Raw genomic sequence first — 15912 nt, 5'->3', positions numbered from 1 at the left:
CGACTTCCGGTGCAGGACACTAGGGTGACCGCATGCCGCTGGTGGGAAGGGACTCCGAGCTGGCGCGGATCCGGCGCCTGCTGACAGACGCTCGCGACGGCCGCAGTGGCGCGCTGGCGCTGCGCGGCGCGGCGGGCATCGGCAAATCAGCCCTGCTCGAGCAGGCGGTGTCGATCGCCGAGGCCGACGGTGGCGTGACGGTGATCCGCGGGGCCGGGGTCGAATCCGACTCCGAGCTGGCCTACGGCGGCCTGCACCAGCTCCTGCTGCCACACCTGGACCGGCTGGACGCCCTGCCCGCTCCCCAGGCGGGCGCGCTGCGGTGCGCCCTCGGCCTGGCCGAGGGGGACGAGGTCAACCGGTTCCTGATCTCCGCGGGCACCCTGTCGCTGCTCGCCGACCTCGCCGACGAGGCCCCGCTGCTGTGTGTGGTCGACGACCTGCAGTGGCTCGACCAGGCGTCGGTGGACGCGCTGCTGTTCGCGGCCCGCCGCTTCGTGGCCGACCCGATCGCGATGCTGTTCGCCATCCGCGAGACCCCCGCGCCGTTCGAGATCGCCGGCGTCGAGGTCGTCGACCTGCCGGGGCTGGCCACGCCCGACGCCACCCGGCTGCTGAACGACCACGCACCGGACCTGATCGAACCGGTACGGGCCCGGGTGCTCGCCGAGTCCGGCGGCAATCCGCTGGCGATCATCGAGCTCGGCTCGGCCCGGTCCGGCGACGAGTCCGGCCCCGCCGATCAGGTCGGGCCGCTGCCGGTGCCCCGCCGCGTGCAGGAGGCGTTCCGCCGCCAGATCGCCGGGCTACCCGAGCCGGCCCAGCGCGCGCTGCTGGTCGCGGCGGCCGACACGGCCGCTCCCCTCGCCACGATCCTGCGGGTGATCGAAGCCCTCGGCGGGCAGCCCGGTGACCTGGCACCCGCCGAGCGTCACCGCCTGCTCCGCACCGACAGCCGGATCACGTTCCGCCACCCGCTGGTCCGGGCGGCCGCCTACCAGGACGCGCCGCTGCACCTGCGGATCGAGGTCCATCGCGCGTACGCCGACGCACTGGGCGAGGCCGACGCGGACCGCCGGGCGTGGCACCTCGCCGCCGCCACCACCGCTCCCGACGAGGCGGTGGCGGCCGAACTCGAACGGGCGGCGGAGCGGGCCTGGCACCGCGGCGGCGTGAACGCGGTATCCGCCGCCTACGACCGCGCCGGCCGGCTCAGCACCGACCGGGAACGCAAGGCCCGGCGGATCGCCAGGGCGAGCCAGGCCGCGTTCGACGCGGGCAAGACCGACCGCGCCGCCCGGCTGGCGGCCGAGGCGCTCTCGCTCACCACCGACCCCGGCGTCCAGGCCGACGCCATCTACACCCGCGGCGCCGTGGAGTACGAACGCACCTCGCCACGGGCGGACGCCGAGCTGGCGATCGAAGCCGCCGAGCTGGTGCGCGACAGCGATCCCGAGCGCGCCGCGCTCACGTTCTTCGAGGCCGTGCACGCCGCCCGGCACGGGGCGGCACACGAGCTGCTGTGGCGTGCCGCGGATCTGATGCGTGGCTTCACCCCGCCCCGGCACTGGGCGCCGGTCGTCACCGCCCTGTTCGGGTGGGCCGAGCTCTTCGCCGGACGCCCGGAGCGGGCCGCCGGGCCGATGCGCGAGCTGTACACCGCCGCCCCCGGCGGCGACAACGACCGGATGCACCGCATCACCGCCGCGATCGGCGGGCTCCTGGTCGCCGACGACGACCTGGTCGTCACCGGCACCGAGGAACTGCTCGCCGACGTGCGGGCCACCGGCGCGCTGGGCTGGGTCCCCTACGCCCTCAACGTGCTCGCCGTGGCGCGGCTGTTGCGCGGCGAGTTCGCGGACGCCCGCGCGTGCGTGACCGAGGGTGCGGCGGTGAGCACCGAACTCGGCAACACGACCGAACGCCTGGCCCACCGGTCGGTGGAGGTGTGGTTGCACGCCGTGTCGGGCGACGAGGCGGGCTGCCTGGCTCTCGCCGACGAGGTGCTCCCGCGAGCCCGGGCCCGGCACCTGGTCAACGCCGAGATCGGTGCCTGGGGTCTGGGCATGCTCGACCTGTCCGCCCGGCGGTTCGCCGAGGCACTCGACCGGCTGGAGACCGTGGCGAAGGGACCGGCCAGCCGCGACGTGCCGATGCGGGCGGTGCCCGACCTGGTGGAGGCCGCCGTGCGCGCGGGCGAGCCGGAGCGTGCCCGCGAACCGCTGACGGTGCTGCGGCACTGGGCCGAGCACGCCGGCCGTCCGGCCGCCACCGGGCTCGTCCTGCGCTGCCGTGCCCTGCTGGCTGGCGACGACGACGCCGACGCCCTGTACGCCGAGGCACTGCGGCTCCACGAACGGTACGGCGGCCCCTACGAGCATGCCCGTACCGGCCTGGTCTACGGCGAGTGGCTGCGCCGCAGGCGCCGCCGTACCGAGGCCCGTGCCCATCTCGCGGCCGCGGTCTCGGCCTTCGAACGGCTCGGCGCGCAGCTGTGGGCCGAGCGGGCACGCGGTGAACTGGCCGCCTTCGGCGAGCAGGGTGACGAGCCCCGGCACAGCGGTCCGCTCACCCTGCTGACCCCGCAGGAACTGCAGGTCGTGCGGCTGGCCGCGGCCGGGCACACCAACAAGGAGATCGCCGCCCAGCTCTTCCTCAGCCCGCGGACCGTCGGCCACCACCTGTACAAGGCCTATCCGAAACTCGGCGTGACCGGTCGCGCCGGGCTGGCCGGCCTCGGCTGAGGCGTCGAGGTCAGTCATCGGGACCCCGGACATCGGTCACGATGACCGATGCCCTGCCGGGGTGCCCCGGCATAGCGTTGCCTCATCCCACAACGGGGAACGAACGAGGAGACGAGAAATGCCGCAGTACTTCCTGAGCCTGCCCCACGACTCCAACGAGGAGCCGACGATGGAGAACATGGACCCCGCCGAGCTGCAGCAGGTGATGGCCGAGGTCGGTGCCTTCAACACCGCGCTCATGGAGGCGGGCTCGTTCGTGACGGCGGGTGGCCTGCAGCCGCCGTCGACCGCGAAGACCGTGGACTACTCCGGGGACAGCCCGGTGGTCACGCCCGGCCCGTTCGTCAAGGCCGACGAGTACCTCGGCGGGTTCTGGATCATCAAGGCCGAGAACGACGACGTCGCCATCGAGTGGACCAAGCAGGCATCGCGTGCGCTGCGCAGCAGGGTCGAGGTCCGGGCCCTCCAGGAGGAGCCCGCCTGAGTGGCCGCCTCCGGACGACCGTGACGCACCGGGCAGCGGGCGTCACGGTCCTTCGGGGCGCAGGAAGCGGGTGGACAGCGTCGAGCCGATGTCGGCCAGGTGGTCGACAAGCGCGTCGGCGTCGGCGTCGATCAGGCCGGACCGCCAGGCGAGCATGGTCTCCACGAACCCGCCGATACCGAGCAGGACGTAGATCCGGAAGGTGGCCTCGTCGGTGTCGTCGCGGAGAAACCGGTGCGCGAGGTCGATGAGGATGTCGGTGGCCTGCTGGACCGTCTGGCGGCGGCGCTGCTCGAGGACCGCGCTGCCGGCGTGATCGCCGAACAGAATCTGCGCACGGGCGGGTTCGGCGTTGATGTGGTGCACCACGACGTGCAGCGCGGCGCGGAGCTGGTCCAGCGCGGGTTCGTCGGCCCGCTCGGCGACGGTGCGCAGGACCATCGCCAGTGTCTCGTCGCGCAGCTGGTCCCACACGGTGGCCAGCAGCTCGTCGCGATTGGCGAAGCTCTCGTAGAAGTACCGGTCGGTCAGGGCGGCCCTGGCGCACACACCCCGCATGGTGACCGCGGCCCAGCCCTGCTCCTGCCAGATCTCCAGTGCCGCGCCGACCAGGGCGTTCCGCCGTTCGCTCTGGCGCTGGTCCGCGCTCTTGCCGCCGTAGCGCCGGGTGGCCGGCTGAGGTGAACTCACCGGTCCATATTGACATCACGTGCCCTCAGATCGCAGTCTGAGGGCATGCGCATGCAGAATGGCCTGCGGAACGCGCGCCTCTCCCGCAGCGGGGCGGCCGCGGCACTCGCCGCGATCACACTCCGGCCGTTGACCGCCGTGGTGCCGTCCAACCGTGCGGGCGTCCTGTTCTCCCGCCGGCTGGTGGCAGGCGGTCTCGCCCTGCTCGGCCCCCCGCTGCGGGGCAGTCGCGTCGAACCGGCCGGCGGTGTGCGTGGCGAGTGGGTGCGCGGTCCGGGCGCCGAGCGGGACGACGCGGTGGTCCTCTACCTCCACGGCAGCGGGTACGCCCTCTGCTCGGCCCGGACCCACCGCGGGCTGACCACCCGGGTGTCGGCGGGGACCGGGCTGCCGGTGTTCGCACCCGACTACCGGCTGGCACCGAGACACCGGTTTCCCTGCGCCGCGGACGACGTCCGCGCTGCCTACGACTGGCTAGCCGACCGGTTCGCCCCCGGGCGGATCCTGCTTGCGGGCGACTCGGCCGGCGGCCATCTGGCCGTCGACCTGACGCTGCAACTGCTGCGCGAAGGCCGGGTCGCGCCGGCGGCGCTGGCGTTGTTCTCGCCGCTGTTCGACGCCACGTTCGCCCTGGCCGCCGCGCGGGAGCGAATGCAGCGCGACTCGATGATCTCCGCCGCCGCGATGGCCAGGCTGGTCGGCCTCTACACCCGCGACGCCGACCCGCGCTCCCCCCGGCTGCGGCTGTCCGCGGCAGGTGTCACCGGGTTCCCGCCGGTGCTGATCCAAGCCGGCGGACGGGAGATCCTCGCGACCGACGCCGTCGAACTCGCGCGCGAACTGCGGCGCGCCGGCGCCGACTGCGAACTGGACATCGTCGCCGGGCAGATGCACGTCTTCCAGGCGCTCCCGCGGCTGAGCGCGGAAGCCGGGCCCGCGCTGGCACGGGCCTGCCGCTTCCTCAGGGAGGCGTCCTGATGCCCCGGCGGACCCACCGCGCACACGCCGTCGTCACCGGCGCGGGCAGCGGGATCGGCCGGGCCTTCGCCACCGAACTGGCCCGGCGCGACGGCCGCGTCGTCTGCGCCGACATCGACCCCGGCACGGCGGAGGACACCGCGGCGGGCATCCGCTCGCGTGGGGGCGAGGCGGTCGCGGCCGGCTGCGACGTCGCCAGCGCGGCCGACGTGGACGCCCTCGCCGAGAAGGCCCGAGCGTGGCTGGGCCGCGAACCGAACCTGGTGGTCAACAACGCGGGCGTCGGCGCGGGCGGCCGGGTCGTGGGAGACACTCCGCTGACCGACTGGCAGCGCACGCTCGGCGTGAACCTGTGGGGCGTCGTCCACGGCTGCCACACGTTCGTCCCCGCGCTGCGCCGGGCGCGAGCGGGTGGCGTCATCAACGTCGCCTCGGCGGCCGGGTTCGCCGCCGCGCCGCGGATGGCCGCCTACAACGTCAGCAAGGCAGGCGTGGTGAGCCTGTCCGAGACGCTGGCCGCGGAACTGTCCGGCACCGGTGTCGCGGTGACGGTGCTCTGCCCGACGCTGGTGCGCACCAACATCTTCGGCGGTGACCTCGTCGACGCCGCGGCGGGCAGCCTGGCACGGCGGGTCGCCGGCGCCGTGGGGTTCTCGCCGGAGCGGGTCGCCCGGATGACCCTGGACGCCTGCGACCGCGGCAGGCTCTACGTCGTCCCGCAGCCGGACGCACTGCTGCTGTGGCACGCCAAACGGCTGCTGCCCACCCCCTATGCCCGGATGGCCGGGGTCCTGGGCCGGTTCGTTCCCGGCCCGCGAGACAAGGAGGCATGATGTCCTACGACTTCGCGGCGATGCTGCAGACGATCAAGGACAAGCAGTGGTCGCTGGCCGATATCGACTGGGACGCGCCGGGCGCGGAGACCATGAGCGACGACCTACGCGCCAGGATGCGCCCGTTCATGGCCGACCTGGTGTGGATCGAACACGTCGGCGCGCGCGGTTTCGCCTCCCTGGCCACCAAGGCGCCGACCCCGGAGATCCAGGAGATCTACCGGTACTTCCACGCCGAGGAACAGAAACACGCCAACGCCGAGCTGGCGCTGATGAAGCGCTGGGGCATGCTCGACGCCGACGGCTCGATGCCCGAACCGAACATCAACGTCAAGATGGCGATCAAGGTGCTCGACGACTACGGCGACACCCTGCCACTGTCCAGTCTGGCCACCCTCATCCCGCTGCTGGAGTGCGCACTCGACGGCGCGCTGGTGAAGTTCCTGCTCGAAGAGGTCTCCGATCCGGTGTGCCACCAGGTGTTCCGGCACATCAACTCCGACGAGTCGCGGCACATCACGCTGGACTTCCAGGTCCTGGAACTGATCGGCGCCGGCGCGCCGCACAAGCTGCTGATCGAAACCATCGGCGCGCTCAAACCCCAGGTCATCATCGGCCTGATCGTGGTGTTCGTGCCGCTGATCAACAAGATGCGGGACAACATCGTCGCCATGGGCCTGCCCGAGCAGAAGCTCTACAACGCGGTCAAGCGCTTCGCCACCATCGGCGGCCGCGGCGAGTTCACCAAACGGATCCCCGCCTACCACGTGCTGAAGGCCCAGGCGGCGGCGATCGTCGACCGGACCCATCCCTACCACCGGCTGCTCGCGGACCCGATGGTGAAGCTGACCAGCCGGATTCCCGCGTGGCTGCTGGGCAAGCCGCAGTCGTGGACCAAGGAGATCACCCACGAGCCGGTGGCCTCGTGACGGCGGCGGACTTCCGGGGCAGGCTCATCGAGGGCACCGACTGGTTCGGCCACGACTTCACCGGGCAGCGGGTCGCCGTCGTCGCACCCGGCCGCGAGGCCGCGCAGATCGTCCCCGAGGTGGCCGCGACCGCGCTGTCGGTGAAGGTGTTCCAGGAGGAGCCGGACTGGGTGCTGCCGCTGCCCGTGCCCGGCCCCCGCGCCGTCGGCGTCCTCGTGGCCCGGATCTTCCTGCGCCAGCAGGTGAAGGACCCGTGGATCCGGCGACTGCTGACTCCCGGCCGTTTCGGCTCACGGCGGCTGGCAACCGGGCCCGGGTACTACGGCGCGCTGCGGCGGCCGCACTGCACGCTGGTCACCTGGCCCGTGTACGCGTTCACCGCCGGCGGCGTGCGTACCGCCGAGGGCGTGGAGCATCGCGTCGACTGCGTCGTGCTCGGCCCCGGTTCCGTGTTCGCCGGCACCCCGGAAGGACAGCTCACGTGAGTCCGGACCACGAGATCGTCATCATCGGCGGCGGCTTCTCCGGCATCGGCGCCGCGATCCTGCTAGACCGGGCCGGTTTCGGCGATTTCGTCGTGCTGGAGGAAGGCGACGGTGTCGGCGGGGCCTGGCACTGGAACACCTACCCCGGGGTCGGCGTCGACATCCCGTCGTTCAGCTACCAGTTCTCCTTCGAACAGGTCACCGGCTGGTCCCGGGTGTACGCGCCCGGCCGGGAGCTGAAGGCCTATGCCGAGTACTGCGTCGACAAGTACGACATCCGGCGCCGGACCCGCCTCGGCGCGAAGGTGGCCACGGCGACGTTCGACGACGAGCGGCACCAGTGGCGGCTGGACCTGGCGAACGGTGACTCGCTCACCGCGCGGTTCGTCGTCGGCGCCACCGGTGTGCTGACCCAGCCCAAGACGCCCGACATCGACGGCCTGGCGGACTTCCGCGGCACGGTCGTGCACACCGCGCGCTGGGATCACGACCTCGACCTGTCCGGCAGGCGGGTGGCGGTGATCGGCACCGGCGCCTCGGCCGTGCAGGTCATCCCGTCCATCGCGGCCGACGTCGGGCACCTGACGGTCTTCCAGCGCACGCCGATCTGGTGCCTGCCCAAGCCGGACACGGCCCTGCCCGCCCCGGTACGGCTCCTGCTGCGGCGGCTGCCCGGCGCACGGCGGATCTCCCGGCTGGCCAGCCAGACCTTCGTCGAGCTGACGTTCCCGCTGGCCGCGCACTTCCACCGGATCGTGCCCACGGCCGCGGCCGGGGAACGGCTCGGCCGCGCCCACCTGCGGCGCGCCGTGCGCGATCCGGAGACACGCGACAAGCTCACCCCGCGCTATGCCCTCGGCTGCAAGCGTCCCAGCTTCTCCAACGACTACCTGCCGACCTTCAACCGGCCCAACGTCACGCTGGAGACCACCGGCATCGACGCCGTCACCGCGTCCGGCGTCCGGACCGCCGACGGCGTCGAGCACGCGGCCGACGTCCTGATCCTGGCGACCGGGTTCAAGGTCTTCGAGAAGGGCAACATGCCCGCCTTCACCGTCCGCGGTGCGGGCGGGGCGGACCTGGAGAAGTTCTGGCAGGAGAACCGTTTCCAGGCGTACCAGGGGGTCAGCGTCCCCGGCTTCCCGAACCTGTTCACCATCCTCGGGCCGTACGGCTACAACGGCTCGTCCTACTTCAACCTCATCGAGACCCAGACCGCCCACATCGTCCGTTGCCTGCGCAACGCCCGCAGGACCCGCGCCACGCGGATCGAGGTCACCCGCCAGGCCAACGACCGGTACTTCCGGGCCATGCTCGCCCGGCGCCGCCATCAGGTGTTCTTCCAGGACAGTTGCGCCCAGGCCAACAGCTACTACTTCGACGAGCACGGGGACGTGCCCTTCCGCGCCTCCCCCACCCTGGAGACGATCGCCACCAGCCGCGGCTTCGACCTGAGCGACTACGACTTCGGCTGTACGGCCTAGATCAGTTCCAGCGGGTCCAGCTGCACGCGGGCGGGGTCGGCCTCCTTACGGGCCACCCGCCCGCGCTGCGCCGCGGCCAGGGCCGCCGCCAGCGCGGCACCGTCCGAGCGCGGCACCCGCACCAGCGCCCGCTCCCGTTCCGACCGGCCCTCGGCGTCGACCTCCCCCAGCGGCACCGGGCCCAGCACCTCCGCCGACCCGGGCAGGTCCGCCTCGCCCAGCAGCGCGGCGACCGCGTCCGGCGTGCCGTCGACCGACGCCATCCGCACGGCGGGCGGGAAGCCCAGCTCACGCCGCTCCCCCAGCTCCGCGGCGGCGTGCCAGACCGGGTCCCAGCGCACCAGCGCCTGCACGGGTGCCAGTGACCCCTCCGCCCCCACCACGACCCGGCCCCCCTTCGGGCCCGGCCGGACCAGCGCCGCCGCGGCCATCCAGCGGCGCACGGTCTCCTCGGCCGCCCGCAGGTCCTGGCGGCCCAGCAGCGCCCAGCCGTCGAGCAGCAGCGCGGCACCGTAGCCGGCCTCGGCGACCGGCTCGGCGCCGGGCGTCGCCACCACCAGCGCGGGCTCGGCTGGCACCGTGGCCAGCACCTCCGTGGCACCCGAGGTCCGCACCGGCACCCCGGCGAACGCCCTGCCCAGCTCCTCCGCGGTCCGCTTCGCGCCGATCACGACCGCCCGCAGCCGCCGCGCGCCGCACGCCGAGCAGCGAAACGCCGCCTCGGCCACGCCGCACCAGCGGCAGTGCGGCACCCCGGCGCCGTCGCGGCCTGCCGGCAGGGTCAGCGGCCCGGCGCACTGGCGGCACCGCGCGGGCGCACGGCAGTGGCCGCAGGCCAGGCCGGGCACGTAGCCCCGCCGCGGCACCTGCACCAGCACCGGGGCTCCGGCCCCGAGCCCGGCCCTGGCCGCCTCGAACGCCACGGCGGGCAGCCGGGCGGCGCGGGCGGCCGGGTCGCGGGCGACGTCGAAGTCCTCGCCGACCGGGGTGACCCGGGGCGCGGCGGCCCGCAGCACGTCGCGGCCGGCGACGATGGGGTGCGCCCAGCCCGACTCGACCAGCAGCTGCGCCTCCGCGGTGCGGGCGAACCCGGCGACCAGCAGCGTCGCCCCGCCGGCGTGGGCGCGCAGCATCAGCACGTCGCGCACGTGCGGGTAGGGCATGTGCGGGTCGAGGTGCAGGTCGTCGCCGTCGTCCCAGACCACGAACAGGCCGGGGTCGGCGACCGGCGCGAACATCGCCGCCCGGGTGCCCACGACGATGCGGACCGCCCGCCGGGACACGGCCAGCCACCGCCGGTAACGTTCGGCGGGGCCGAGGTCGGCGTAGAGCGCCACCACGGCGTCGGGACCGGCCAGCTCGGCGCACGCGCGGTGGACCCGGTCCAGGTCACGCTGGTCGGGCACGACCAGCACCGCCCCGCGCCCGGCGGCGGCGACGGTCACCGCTGCCTCGGCGAGCCGGGCCGGCCAGTCCTCCCCCGGCAGCGCCTGCCACACCGCGTGGGCCCGGCGGCCGGCGGTCAGCGCGTCGGTGAACGCGGTGCCGCGCGGGTAGCGGGCCCAGCCGCCGGTGTCCGGGCGCCCGGGAACGGGCGCGGGTTCGCGTGGGGGTTCGCCCTCGGCCTTGGCGTGCCGCGGCGGGATGGCCAGCCGCAGCACGTCGATGGCCGTTCCGGCGTAGCGGTCGGCGACGGCGCGGGCCAGCGTCGCCAGCTCGGGTCCGAGGACGGGTTCGCTGGAGGTGACCCGCTCGATCCAGCTCAGCCTGCCCTCGTGGTCGGTGGTGTCGGCGCGGTCCAGCAGGAAGCCGTCGACCAGCTGCCCGGCGAAGCGCACCCGCACCCGGCAGCCGGGGACGGCGGTCTCGTGCAGCTTGTCCGGGATGCGGTAGTCGAAGGTGCGGTCCAGGTGCGCCAGCGGCACGTCGACCAGGATGCGGCCGATCGGCCGCTCCGGCGCGGGCTGCTGCTGGCCGCGCCGGTTCACCGGCTTGGCGGGCTTGGCCGGGCGCCCGCGCTTGGCCGGCGCCGGCAGGTCCCACAGCGGGGTCGGCTCCGGCGAGTTCACCACTCGATCTCTACCAGAGTCCTCTGCCCTTGCTTCGCTGCGGGCCCTTCCGACCGGTGCGGGTCGGCTGTCCGTCAAAGCACGTGAAGGCCACCTTCATTGCGTGAGACGTCAGGGCCCCGGCAAAGTCGTGGGGCAGCGACGGCCTGGGGCGTTGACAAGGGCACGGTGGTTGCGTCTCGCGCAGGTATGGTGCCGTTGGTGGCGGCGGGGTGCGGGGTGTTGTCTCGTTCGTGGTGGCTGGTGGTGTGGGTGTGCTGGCTGGTGCCGGTGTGGCAGGTGTGCCCGCCTGGCGGGTTCGCCCCCGGTACGTGAAGGCCACCTTCACCACGCCTGGCGACAGGAACTCGGCCTTCACGCGATCCCAGGCGCCCCACTGGCATCACACGCCACGGCAGCCCCACCAGCCACACCCGTAAGACAGCAAGGGAGCTTTACTACCCTTCTTCGCCAGTAAAGCCCCTCGCTCACGCCCGGCGCCCGACTTTGCCGGGGCCCTGAGGGCCGCGCGGGCGGCCCGTTCGGCCACGCGAGGGGGCTGGTCTCGCGATCTGGAACCAGCGTGCCGGGCAGTGGGACCAGGCAGGCGGGAACGTGCAACTCGGGGGTCCGGAGTGGCCGACTCGCGGGTCGGGAACGGAGGACTCGCGCGAACGGGCCGTTCACGCGGGTGATCGGCACCAGGTGAGAACTGGCGTCCACATCGTGAGTTCTGCGCTCACGCACGCGAGTTCCGCGTTCCCGACCGCGAGTTCTGCGTTCCGGTACGCGAGTTCCACGCTCGAGCCAGCCACCTCACCTGCCCGCGACCGGACTTTGCCGGGGCCCTGACGTGAGACGTGGTGAAGGTGGCCTTCACGTGCTTGGGCGCACCGGTCATCCCGTCCGGTAGGCGGCCAGGTAGCGGCGCGTCGCCTCCGCGTCGGCCTCGGCGGTCGCCTGGGCACGCACCGCGGCGCCGGTGCCGTGCGGGAAACCGTGTCGGACCAGCCGGTGCTCACCACTCTCGTCCAGGTAGACCAGCGAGTAGAACAGGCCGACCAGCAACGCCATCAGCACCAGCGACAACCGCAGCCCCAGCGGCCCCGGCAGCATCAGGCACACCACGAGCACCGGCGAGAGCAGCACCACGGTCCGGATGGCGTGCCGCAGGCCGCGGGTGCGGGCGGTGACGTCGTGCAGCACCCAGTCCCGCCGGTCGGCCGGCAGCTTGCCGCCGAATGCGTACCAGACCCACTGCAGCGGATTGGGCCGCCTGCCCTGGAAACGTCCCATAACCGCACATTCCAGCACGGAACGCGCCGGAACGCTTCCCCGCCGAGACGGGGCACACACGACAGCGCCCCGCGAGCGGCCGGCTCGCGGGGCGCGGACGGTGGACTGCCGGCTCAGGCGCCGGCGGCCGAGCGCAGCGCGTCGGCGCGGTCGGTGCGCTCCCAGGGCAGGTCCAGCTCGGGCCTGCCGAAGTGGCCGTAGGCGGCCGTCGGGGCGTAGATCGGGCGCAGCAGGTCCAGGTCGCGGATGATCGCGGCCGGGCGCAGGTCGAACACCTCGGTGATGGCGGCCTGGATCTTCGTCGGGTCGACGGTCTCCGTGCCGAAGGTCTCCACGAACAGGCCCACCGGGGCGGCCTTGCCGATCGCGTACGCCACCTGCACCTCGACCCGCCCGGCCAGGCCGGCGGCGACGACGTTCTTGGCCACCCAGCGCATGGCGTAGGCCGCGGAGCGGTCCACCTTCGACGGGTCCTTGCCGGAGAACGCGCCACCACCGTGGCGGGCCATGCCGCCGTAGGTGTCGACGATGATCTTGCGGCCGGTCAGGCCGGCGTCACCCATCGGGCCGCCGATGACGAACCGGCCGGTCGGGTTGACCAGCAGCCGGACGTCCTTGGTGTCCAGGTCCAGCGCCTCCAGCTCGGGCGCGACCACGTGCTGTTTGACGTCGACGCCGAGCAGGGTGTCCAGGTCGATGCCCTCGGCGTGCTGGGTGGAGACCACGACGGTGTCCAGCCGCACCGGCTGGTCGCCCGCGTACTCGATGGTGACCTGGGTCTTGCCGTCCGGACGCAGGTAGGGCAGCACGCCGCTGTTGCGCACGGCGGTCAGCCGCTTGGACAGCCGGTGCGCCAGCGCGATCGGCAGCGGCAGCAGCTCGGGGGTGTCGGAGCAGGCGTAGCCGAACATCAGGCCCTGGTCGCCCGCGCCCTGCTTGTCGATCTCGTCGTCGGCGTTCTCCAGCCGCGACTCGTAGGCGGTGTCCACGCCCTGGGCGATGTCGGGCGACTGCGACCCGATGGCGACGTTCACGCCGCAGGAGTTGCCGTCGAAGCCCTTGGCCGACGAGTCGTAGCCGATGCGGAGGATGACCTCCCGCACGATCGTCGGGATGTCGGCGTAGGCCTCGGTGGTCACCTCGCCCGCGACGTGCACCTGGCCGGTGGTGATCAGGGTTTCCACGGCGACCCGGCTGCGCGGGTCCTTCGAGAGCAGGGCGTCGAGGATGGAGTCGCTGATGGCATCACAGATCTTGTCGGGATGGCCTTCGGTCACCGACTCCGAAGTGAACAGCCTGCGGTTCGACGCGGTCACGGCTCTCGTCACATCCTTCTGCTCGCCACTAGTCAACGCACCCAGCGTACTGAGCAGGCTTGATGGTGGGTCAAGCCTTGAGCAACGCCAATGCGGCGTTCCACACTTCGGCCGCCAGTTGCGATTTCGATCCGAGCGGGATAGGGCGCTCGGTCCCGTCGGCGGCCAGCAGCCAGCCGGCGTTGTCCTCGACCTCGAACGCGGTGCCCTCGCCGACGGCGTTGACGACGAGCAGGTCACAGCCCTTGCGCTTGAGCTTGGCCCGCGCGTGGTGCAGGACGTCGCCGCCCTCGTCGCCGGTCTCGGCGGCGAAACCGACGATGACCTGGCCGTCTTTCCGGTCCTCCACCAGGCCGGCGAGGATGTCCGGGTTGCGGACCAGCTCGACGGTGGGTGCGCCGCCGTCGTCGGTCTTCTTGATCTTGTGGGTGGCCAGTTCGGCGGGCCGGAAGTCGGCGACGGCGGCCGCCATGACCACCACGTCGGCGTCGCTCGCGGCGGCCCGCACGGCCTGCTCCAGCTCCAGCGCGGTGGACACGTGCAGGACGTCCACCCCGGCCGGTTCGGGCAGCTCCGCGGAGTGCGCGGTGACAAGTCTCACCTCGGCCCCGCGCTGGGCGGCGACCCTGGCCAGGGCGTAGCCCTGCTTGCCGGAGGACCGGTTGCCCAGGAAGCGGACCGGGTCCAGCGGCTCCCGTGTCCCGCCGGCGGACACCACCACCCGGACGCCCTCCAGGTCACGCGGCAGGGCGGCCGGCTCGGCCAGCAGCAGCCTGGTCAGGTCGACGATCTCCCTCGGGTCGGCCAGGCGGCCCTTGCCGGTGTCGACGCCGGTGAGCCTGCCCGACGCCGGCTCGGCCACCACGGCGCCCCGCGACCGCAGCGTGGCGACGTTGTGCCTGGTCGCCGGGTGCTCCCACATCTCGGTGTGCATGGCGGGGAAGAACGCCACCGGGCACCGGGCGGTGAGCAGGGTGTTGGTCAGCAGGTCGTCGGCGAGGCCGTTCGCGGCCTTGGCCAGCAGGTCGGCGGTGGCGGGCACGACGACCACCAGGTCGGCTTCCTTGCCGACCCGGACGTGCTGGACCTCGGGCACCTCGGTGAACACCCCGGTGTGCACCGGGTGACCGGACAGCGCCTCGAAGGTGGCGGCACCGACGAAGTTCAGTGCCGCGTCGGTGGGGACCACGCGCACGTCGTGGCCCGACTCGGTCAGGCCGCGCAGGACCTCGCAGGCCTTGTAGGCGGCGATGCCGCCACCGACCCCGAGTACCACCCGGGGTTTGGCGGTCATTCGCCTTCGGTGTGCTCGAGCAGGCCGGCGTGGATCTCCCGCAGCGCGATCGACAGCGGCTTCTCCCGCGGCCCCGGCTCGACCAGCGGGCCGACGTACTCCAGCAGACCCTCGCCCAGCTGGGCGTAGTAGTCGTTGATCTGGCGGGCGCGCTTGGCCGAGTAGATCACCAGCGCGTACTTCGAGCTGACCTTCTCGAGCAGGTCGTCGATCGGCGGGTTGGTGATGCCCTCGAGCTCCTCGCCCTGCGCACCCAGCATCGTGGTCACTCGTAGTACTCCTGAGAAAGGGAAGTCAAGAATCGTCCGACATCAAGTTTAGCAACTCGCTCGCGGCGGTCCGCACATCGGCGTTCACCACGGTCGCGTCGAACTCGCCTGCGGCCGCCAGTTCCCGCTCCGCCTCGGCCAGCCGGGCCCGCACGGCCTCCTCGGCCTCGGTGCCGCGGCCGGTCAGCCGCCCCACCAGCACGCCCCAGGACGGCGGGACCAGCATCACCAGCCGTGCCTCCGGCATGGCCTCGCGGACCTGCCGCGCGCCCTGCAGTTCGATCTCCAGGACCGCGGAGCGGCCCTGGGCCAGCGCCCGCTCCACCGGTTCGCGCGGGGTGCCGTAGCAGTTGCCCGCGAACTCGGCGTGTTCCAGCAGGGCGCCGCCGGCGACCAGCCGGTCGAACTCGGCCCGGTCGACGAAGCGGTAGTGCTCGCCGTCGACCTCGCCGGGCCGCGGCGCGCGGGTGGTCACCGAGACGCTGAAGTAGATGTCCGGGTCCAGCCTGCGCAGTTCGCCGACGACGCTGGACTTGCCGACGCCGGACGGGCCCGATACGACGGTGAGCCGGCGCCGGGACCCGCGTCCCGGTGCCGGCTCACCCTCCGCTAGTTCGGGTGGAGCGTCGCCGTGTGCGCTGCCGCTCACTCGCCGCTGAACTCGGCCAGCAGCGCCTTGCGCTGCCGGTCACCGAGGCCACGCAGGCGGCGGCTGGGGGCGATCTCCAGGCGCTCCATGGTCTGCTGGGCCCGAACCTTGCCAACGCCGGGCAGCGCCTCCAGGAGGGCGGACACCTTCATCTTGCCGAGGACCTCGTCCTCGTCCGCCTGCTTCAGCACGTCCACCAGCGTGGTGCCGCCCCGCTTCAGCCGCTCCTTCAGCTCCGCGCGGGCGCGACGGGCCGCAGCGGCCTTCTTCAGCGCCTCTGCACGCTGTTCCTCGGTCAGCTGGGGAAGTGCCACGATTTCCTCCGGTAGTACTCAATTTTCGGCCGTCGTCGGGACGGTACCCACCTGCCACACCAGCCACAATGCGGGGGTGGGCCTCCACCTGCGGATCGG

15 protein-coding genes are annotated in these 15912 nt (G+C 73.0%); 7 read left to right on the top strand and 8 right to left on the bottom strand.

Annotated features, from left to right (window positions below):
- Window positions 1–32: 32 nt before the first annotated feature.
- Both EWH70_RS00660 and EWH70_RS00655 read left to right on the top strand, forming a co-directional pair.
- A complete protein-coding gene (locus tag EWH70_RS00660; RefSeq protein ID WP_130473213.1) occupies window positions 33–2744 on the top strand; it encodes a helix-turn-helix transcriptional regulator in 2712 nt (903 codons plus the stop codon).
- Between the two features lie 118 nt (window positions 2745–2862).
- The gene (locus EWH70_RS00655; RefSeq protein WP_130473212.1) at window positions 2863–3228 is read left to right on the top strand and encodes a YciI family protein; all 366 of its coding nucleotides are present in this window, start codon (window positions 2863–2865) and stop codon (window positions 3226–3228) included.
- 42 nt (window positions 3229–3270) lie between these two features.
- Here the strand turns inward: EWH70_RS00655 and EWH70_RS00650 are convergent, their stop codons facing one another.
- On the bottom strand, window positions 3271–3918 hold the full coding sequence (locus tag EWH70_RS00650; RefSeq protein ID WP_130473211.1) for a TetR/AcrR family transcriptional regulator: 648 nt from the start codon (window positions 3916–3918) through the stop codon (window positions 3271–3273).
- Window positions 3919–3963: 45 nt separating this feature from the next.
- Between EWH70_RS00650 and EWH70_RS00645 the strand changes: the two genes are divergently transcribed.
- From EWH70_RS00645 to EWH70_RS00625, 5 genes are read left to right on the top strand one after another with little or no spacing between them, the layout of a single operon-like run.
- The gene (locus EWH70_RS00645) at window positions 3964–4896 is read left to right on the top strand and encodes an alpha/beta hydrolase (protein WP_130473210.1); all 933 of its coding nucleotides are present in this window, start codon (window positions 3964–3966) and stop codon (window positions 4894–4896) included.
- On the top strand, window positions 4896–5729 hold the full coding sequence (locus EWH70_RS00640) for an SDR family NAD(P)-dependent oxidoreductase (RefSeq protein ID WP_130473209.1): 834 nt from the start codon (window positions 4896–4898) through the stop codon (window positions 5727–5729). The genes EWH70_RS00645 and EWH70_RS00640 overlap by 1 nt, the downstream gene beginning before the upstream one ends.
- Entirely contained in the window at window positions 5729–6658 is a 930-nt protein-coding gene (locus EWH70_RS00635; RefSeq protein WP_130473208.1) for a ferritin-like domain-containing protein, read from the top strand. Before EWH70_RS00640 ends, EWH70_RS00635 begins: the two co-directional genes overlap by 1 nt.
- A complete protein-coding gene (locus tag EWH70_RS00630; protein ID WP_130473207.1) occupies window positions 6655–7143 on the top strand; it encodes an NAD(P)/FAD-dependent oxidoreductase in 489 nt (162 codons plus the stop codon). The genes EWH70_RS00635 and EWH70_RS00630 overlap by 4 nt, the downstream gene beginning before the upstream one ends.
- The gene (locus tag EWH70_RS00625; RefSeq protein WP_130473206.1) at window positions 7140–8627 is read left to right on the top strand and encodes a flavin-containing monooxygenase; all 1488 of its coding nucleotides are present in this window, start codon (window positions 7140–7142) and stop codon (window positions 8625–8627) included. The genes EWH70_RS00630 and EWH70_RS00625 overlap by 4 nt, the downstream gene beginning before the upstream one ends.
- Here the strand turns inward: EWH70_RS00625 and EWH70_RS00620 are convergent.
- The 7 genes from EWH70_RS00620 to mihF all read right to left on the bottom strand — a co-directional run bounded on the left by EWH70_RS00620 (window position 8624) and on the right by mihF (window position 15813).
- Window positions 8624–10699 carry a primosomal protein N' gene (locus EWH70_RS00620; RefSeq protein WP_165436100.1) on the bottom strand — a complete coding sequence of 692 codons (2076 nt, stop codon included), beginning with the start codon at window positions 10697–10699 and terminating at the stop codon, window positions 8624–8626. The two genes, EWH70_RS00625 and EWH70_RS00620, sit on opposite strands and share 4 nt — an antisense overlap.
- Window positions 10700–11572: 873 nt before the next feature.
- Window positions 11573–11971, bottom strand: a complete 399-nt coding sequence (locus EWH70_RS00615) for a DUF5313 family protein (RefSeq protein ID WP_130473204.1) — start codon at window positions 11969–11971, stop codon at window positions 11573–11575.
- Window positions 11972–12084: 113 nt separating this feature from the next.
- Complete coding sequence (metK, locus tag EWH70_RS00610) at window positions 12085–13287, bottom strand: methionine adenosyltransferase (protein WP_165436128.1); 1203 nt, start codon at window positions 13285–13287, stop codon at window positions 12085–12087.
- A gap of 70 nt (window positions 13288–13357) precedes the next feature.
- Window positions 13358–14581, bottom strand: coding sequence for a bifunctional phosphopantothenoylcysteine decarboxylase/phosphopantothenate--cysteine ligase CoaBC (gene coaBC, locus EWH70_RS00605; protein WP_130473203.1), 1224 nt, complete (start codon window positions 14579–14581; stop codon window positions 13358–13360).
- Window positions 14578–14841: a DNA-directed RNA polymerase subunit omega gene (rpoZ, locus tag EWH70_RS00600; RefSeq protein ID WP_130473661.1), complete on the bottom strand. Its 264-nt coding sequence runs from the start codon at window positions 14839–14841 to the stop codon at window positions 14578–14580. Before rpoZ ends, coaBC begins: the two co-directional genes overlap by 4 nt.
- Window positions 14842–14875: 34 nt before the next feature.
- Window positions 14876–15499 (bottom strand): guanylate kinase, encoded by a 624-nt coding sequence (gene gmk, locus EWH70_RS00595; protein WP_130473202.1) that lies wholly within the window; start codon window positions 15497–15499, stop codon window positions 14876–14878.
- Complete coding sequence (gene mihF, locus EWH70_RS00590) at window positions 15496–15813, bottom strand: integration host factor, actinobacterial type (protein ID WP_113691187.1); 318 nt, start codon at window positions 15811–15813, stop codon at window positions 15496–15498. Before mihF ends, gmk begins: the two co-directional genes overlap by 4 nt.
- Window positions 15814–15912 lie beyond the last annotated feature (99 nt).

Origin of the sequence: Amycolatopsis suaedae, from assembly GCF_004214935.1 — a bacterium.
Classification (GTDB): domain Bacteria; phylum Actinomycetota; class Actinomycetes; order Mycobacteriales; family Pseudonocardiaceae; genus Amycolatopsis; species Amycolatopsis suaedae.
This window is presented reverse-complemented; position numbering and strand designations above follow the sequence as displayed.

What these genes read in the sequence shown, in the direction of transcription:
- EWH70_RS00635 (WP_130473208.1), top strand. Translation starts at nt 5,729, where the DNA reads ATGTCCTACGACTTCGCGGCGATGCTGCAGACGATCAAGGACAAGCAG.
- EWH70_RS00615 (WP_130473204.1), bottom strand. Translation starts at nt 11,971, where the DNA reads ATGGGACGTTTCCAGGGCAGGCGGCCCAATCCGCTGCAGTGGGTCTGG.
- EWH70_RS00655 (WP_130473212.1), top strand. Translation starts at nt 2,863, where the DNA reads ATGCCGCAGTACTTCCTGAGCCTGCCCCACGACTCCAACGAGGAGCCG.
- EWH70_RS00640 (WP_130473209.1), top strand. Translation starts at nt 4,896, where the DNA reads ATGCCCCGGCGGACCCACCGCGCACACGCCGTCGTCACCGGCGCGGGC.
- EWH70_RS00660 (WP_130473213.1), top strand. Translation starts at nt 33, where the DNA reads ATGCCGCTGGTGGGAAGGGACTCCGAGCTGGCGCGGATCCGGCGCCTG.
- EWH70_RS00645 (WP_130473210.1), top strand. Translation starts at nt 3,964, where the DNA reads ATGCGCATGCAGAATGGCCTGCGGAACGCGCGCCTCTCCCGCAGCGGG.
- coaBC (WP_130473203.1), bottom strand. Translation starts at nt 14,581, where the DNA reads ATGACCGCCAAACCCCGGGTGGTACTCGGGGTCGGTGGCGGCATCGCC.
- rpoZ (WP_130473661.1), bottom strand. Translation starts at nt 14,841, where the DNA reads ATGCTGGGTGCGCAGGGCGAGGAGCTCGAGGGCATCACCAACCCGCCG.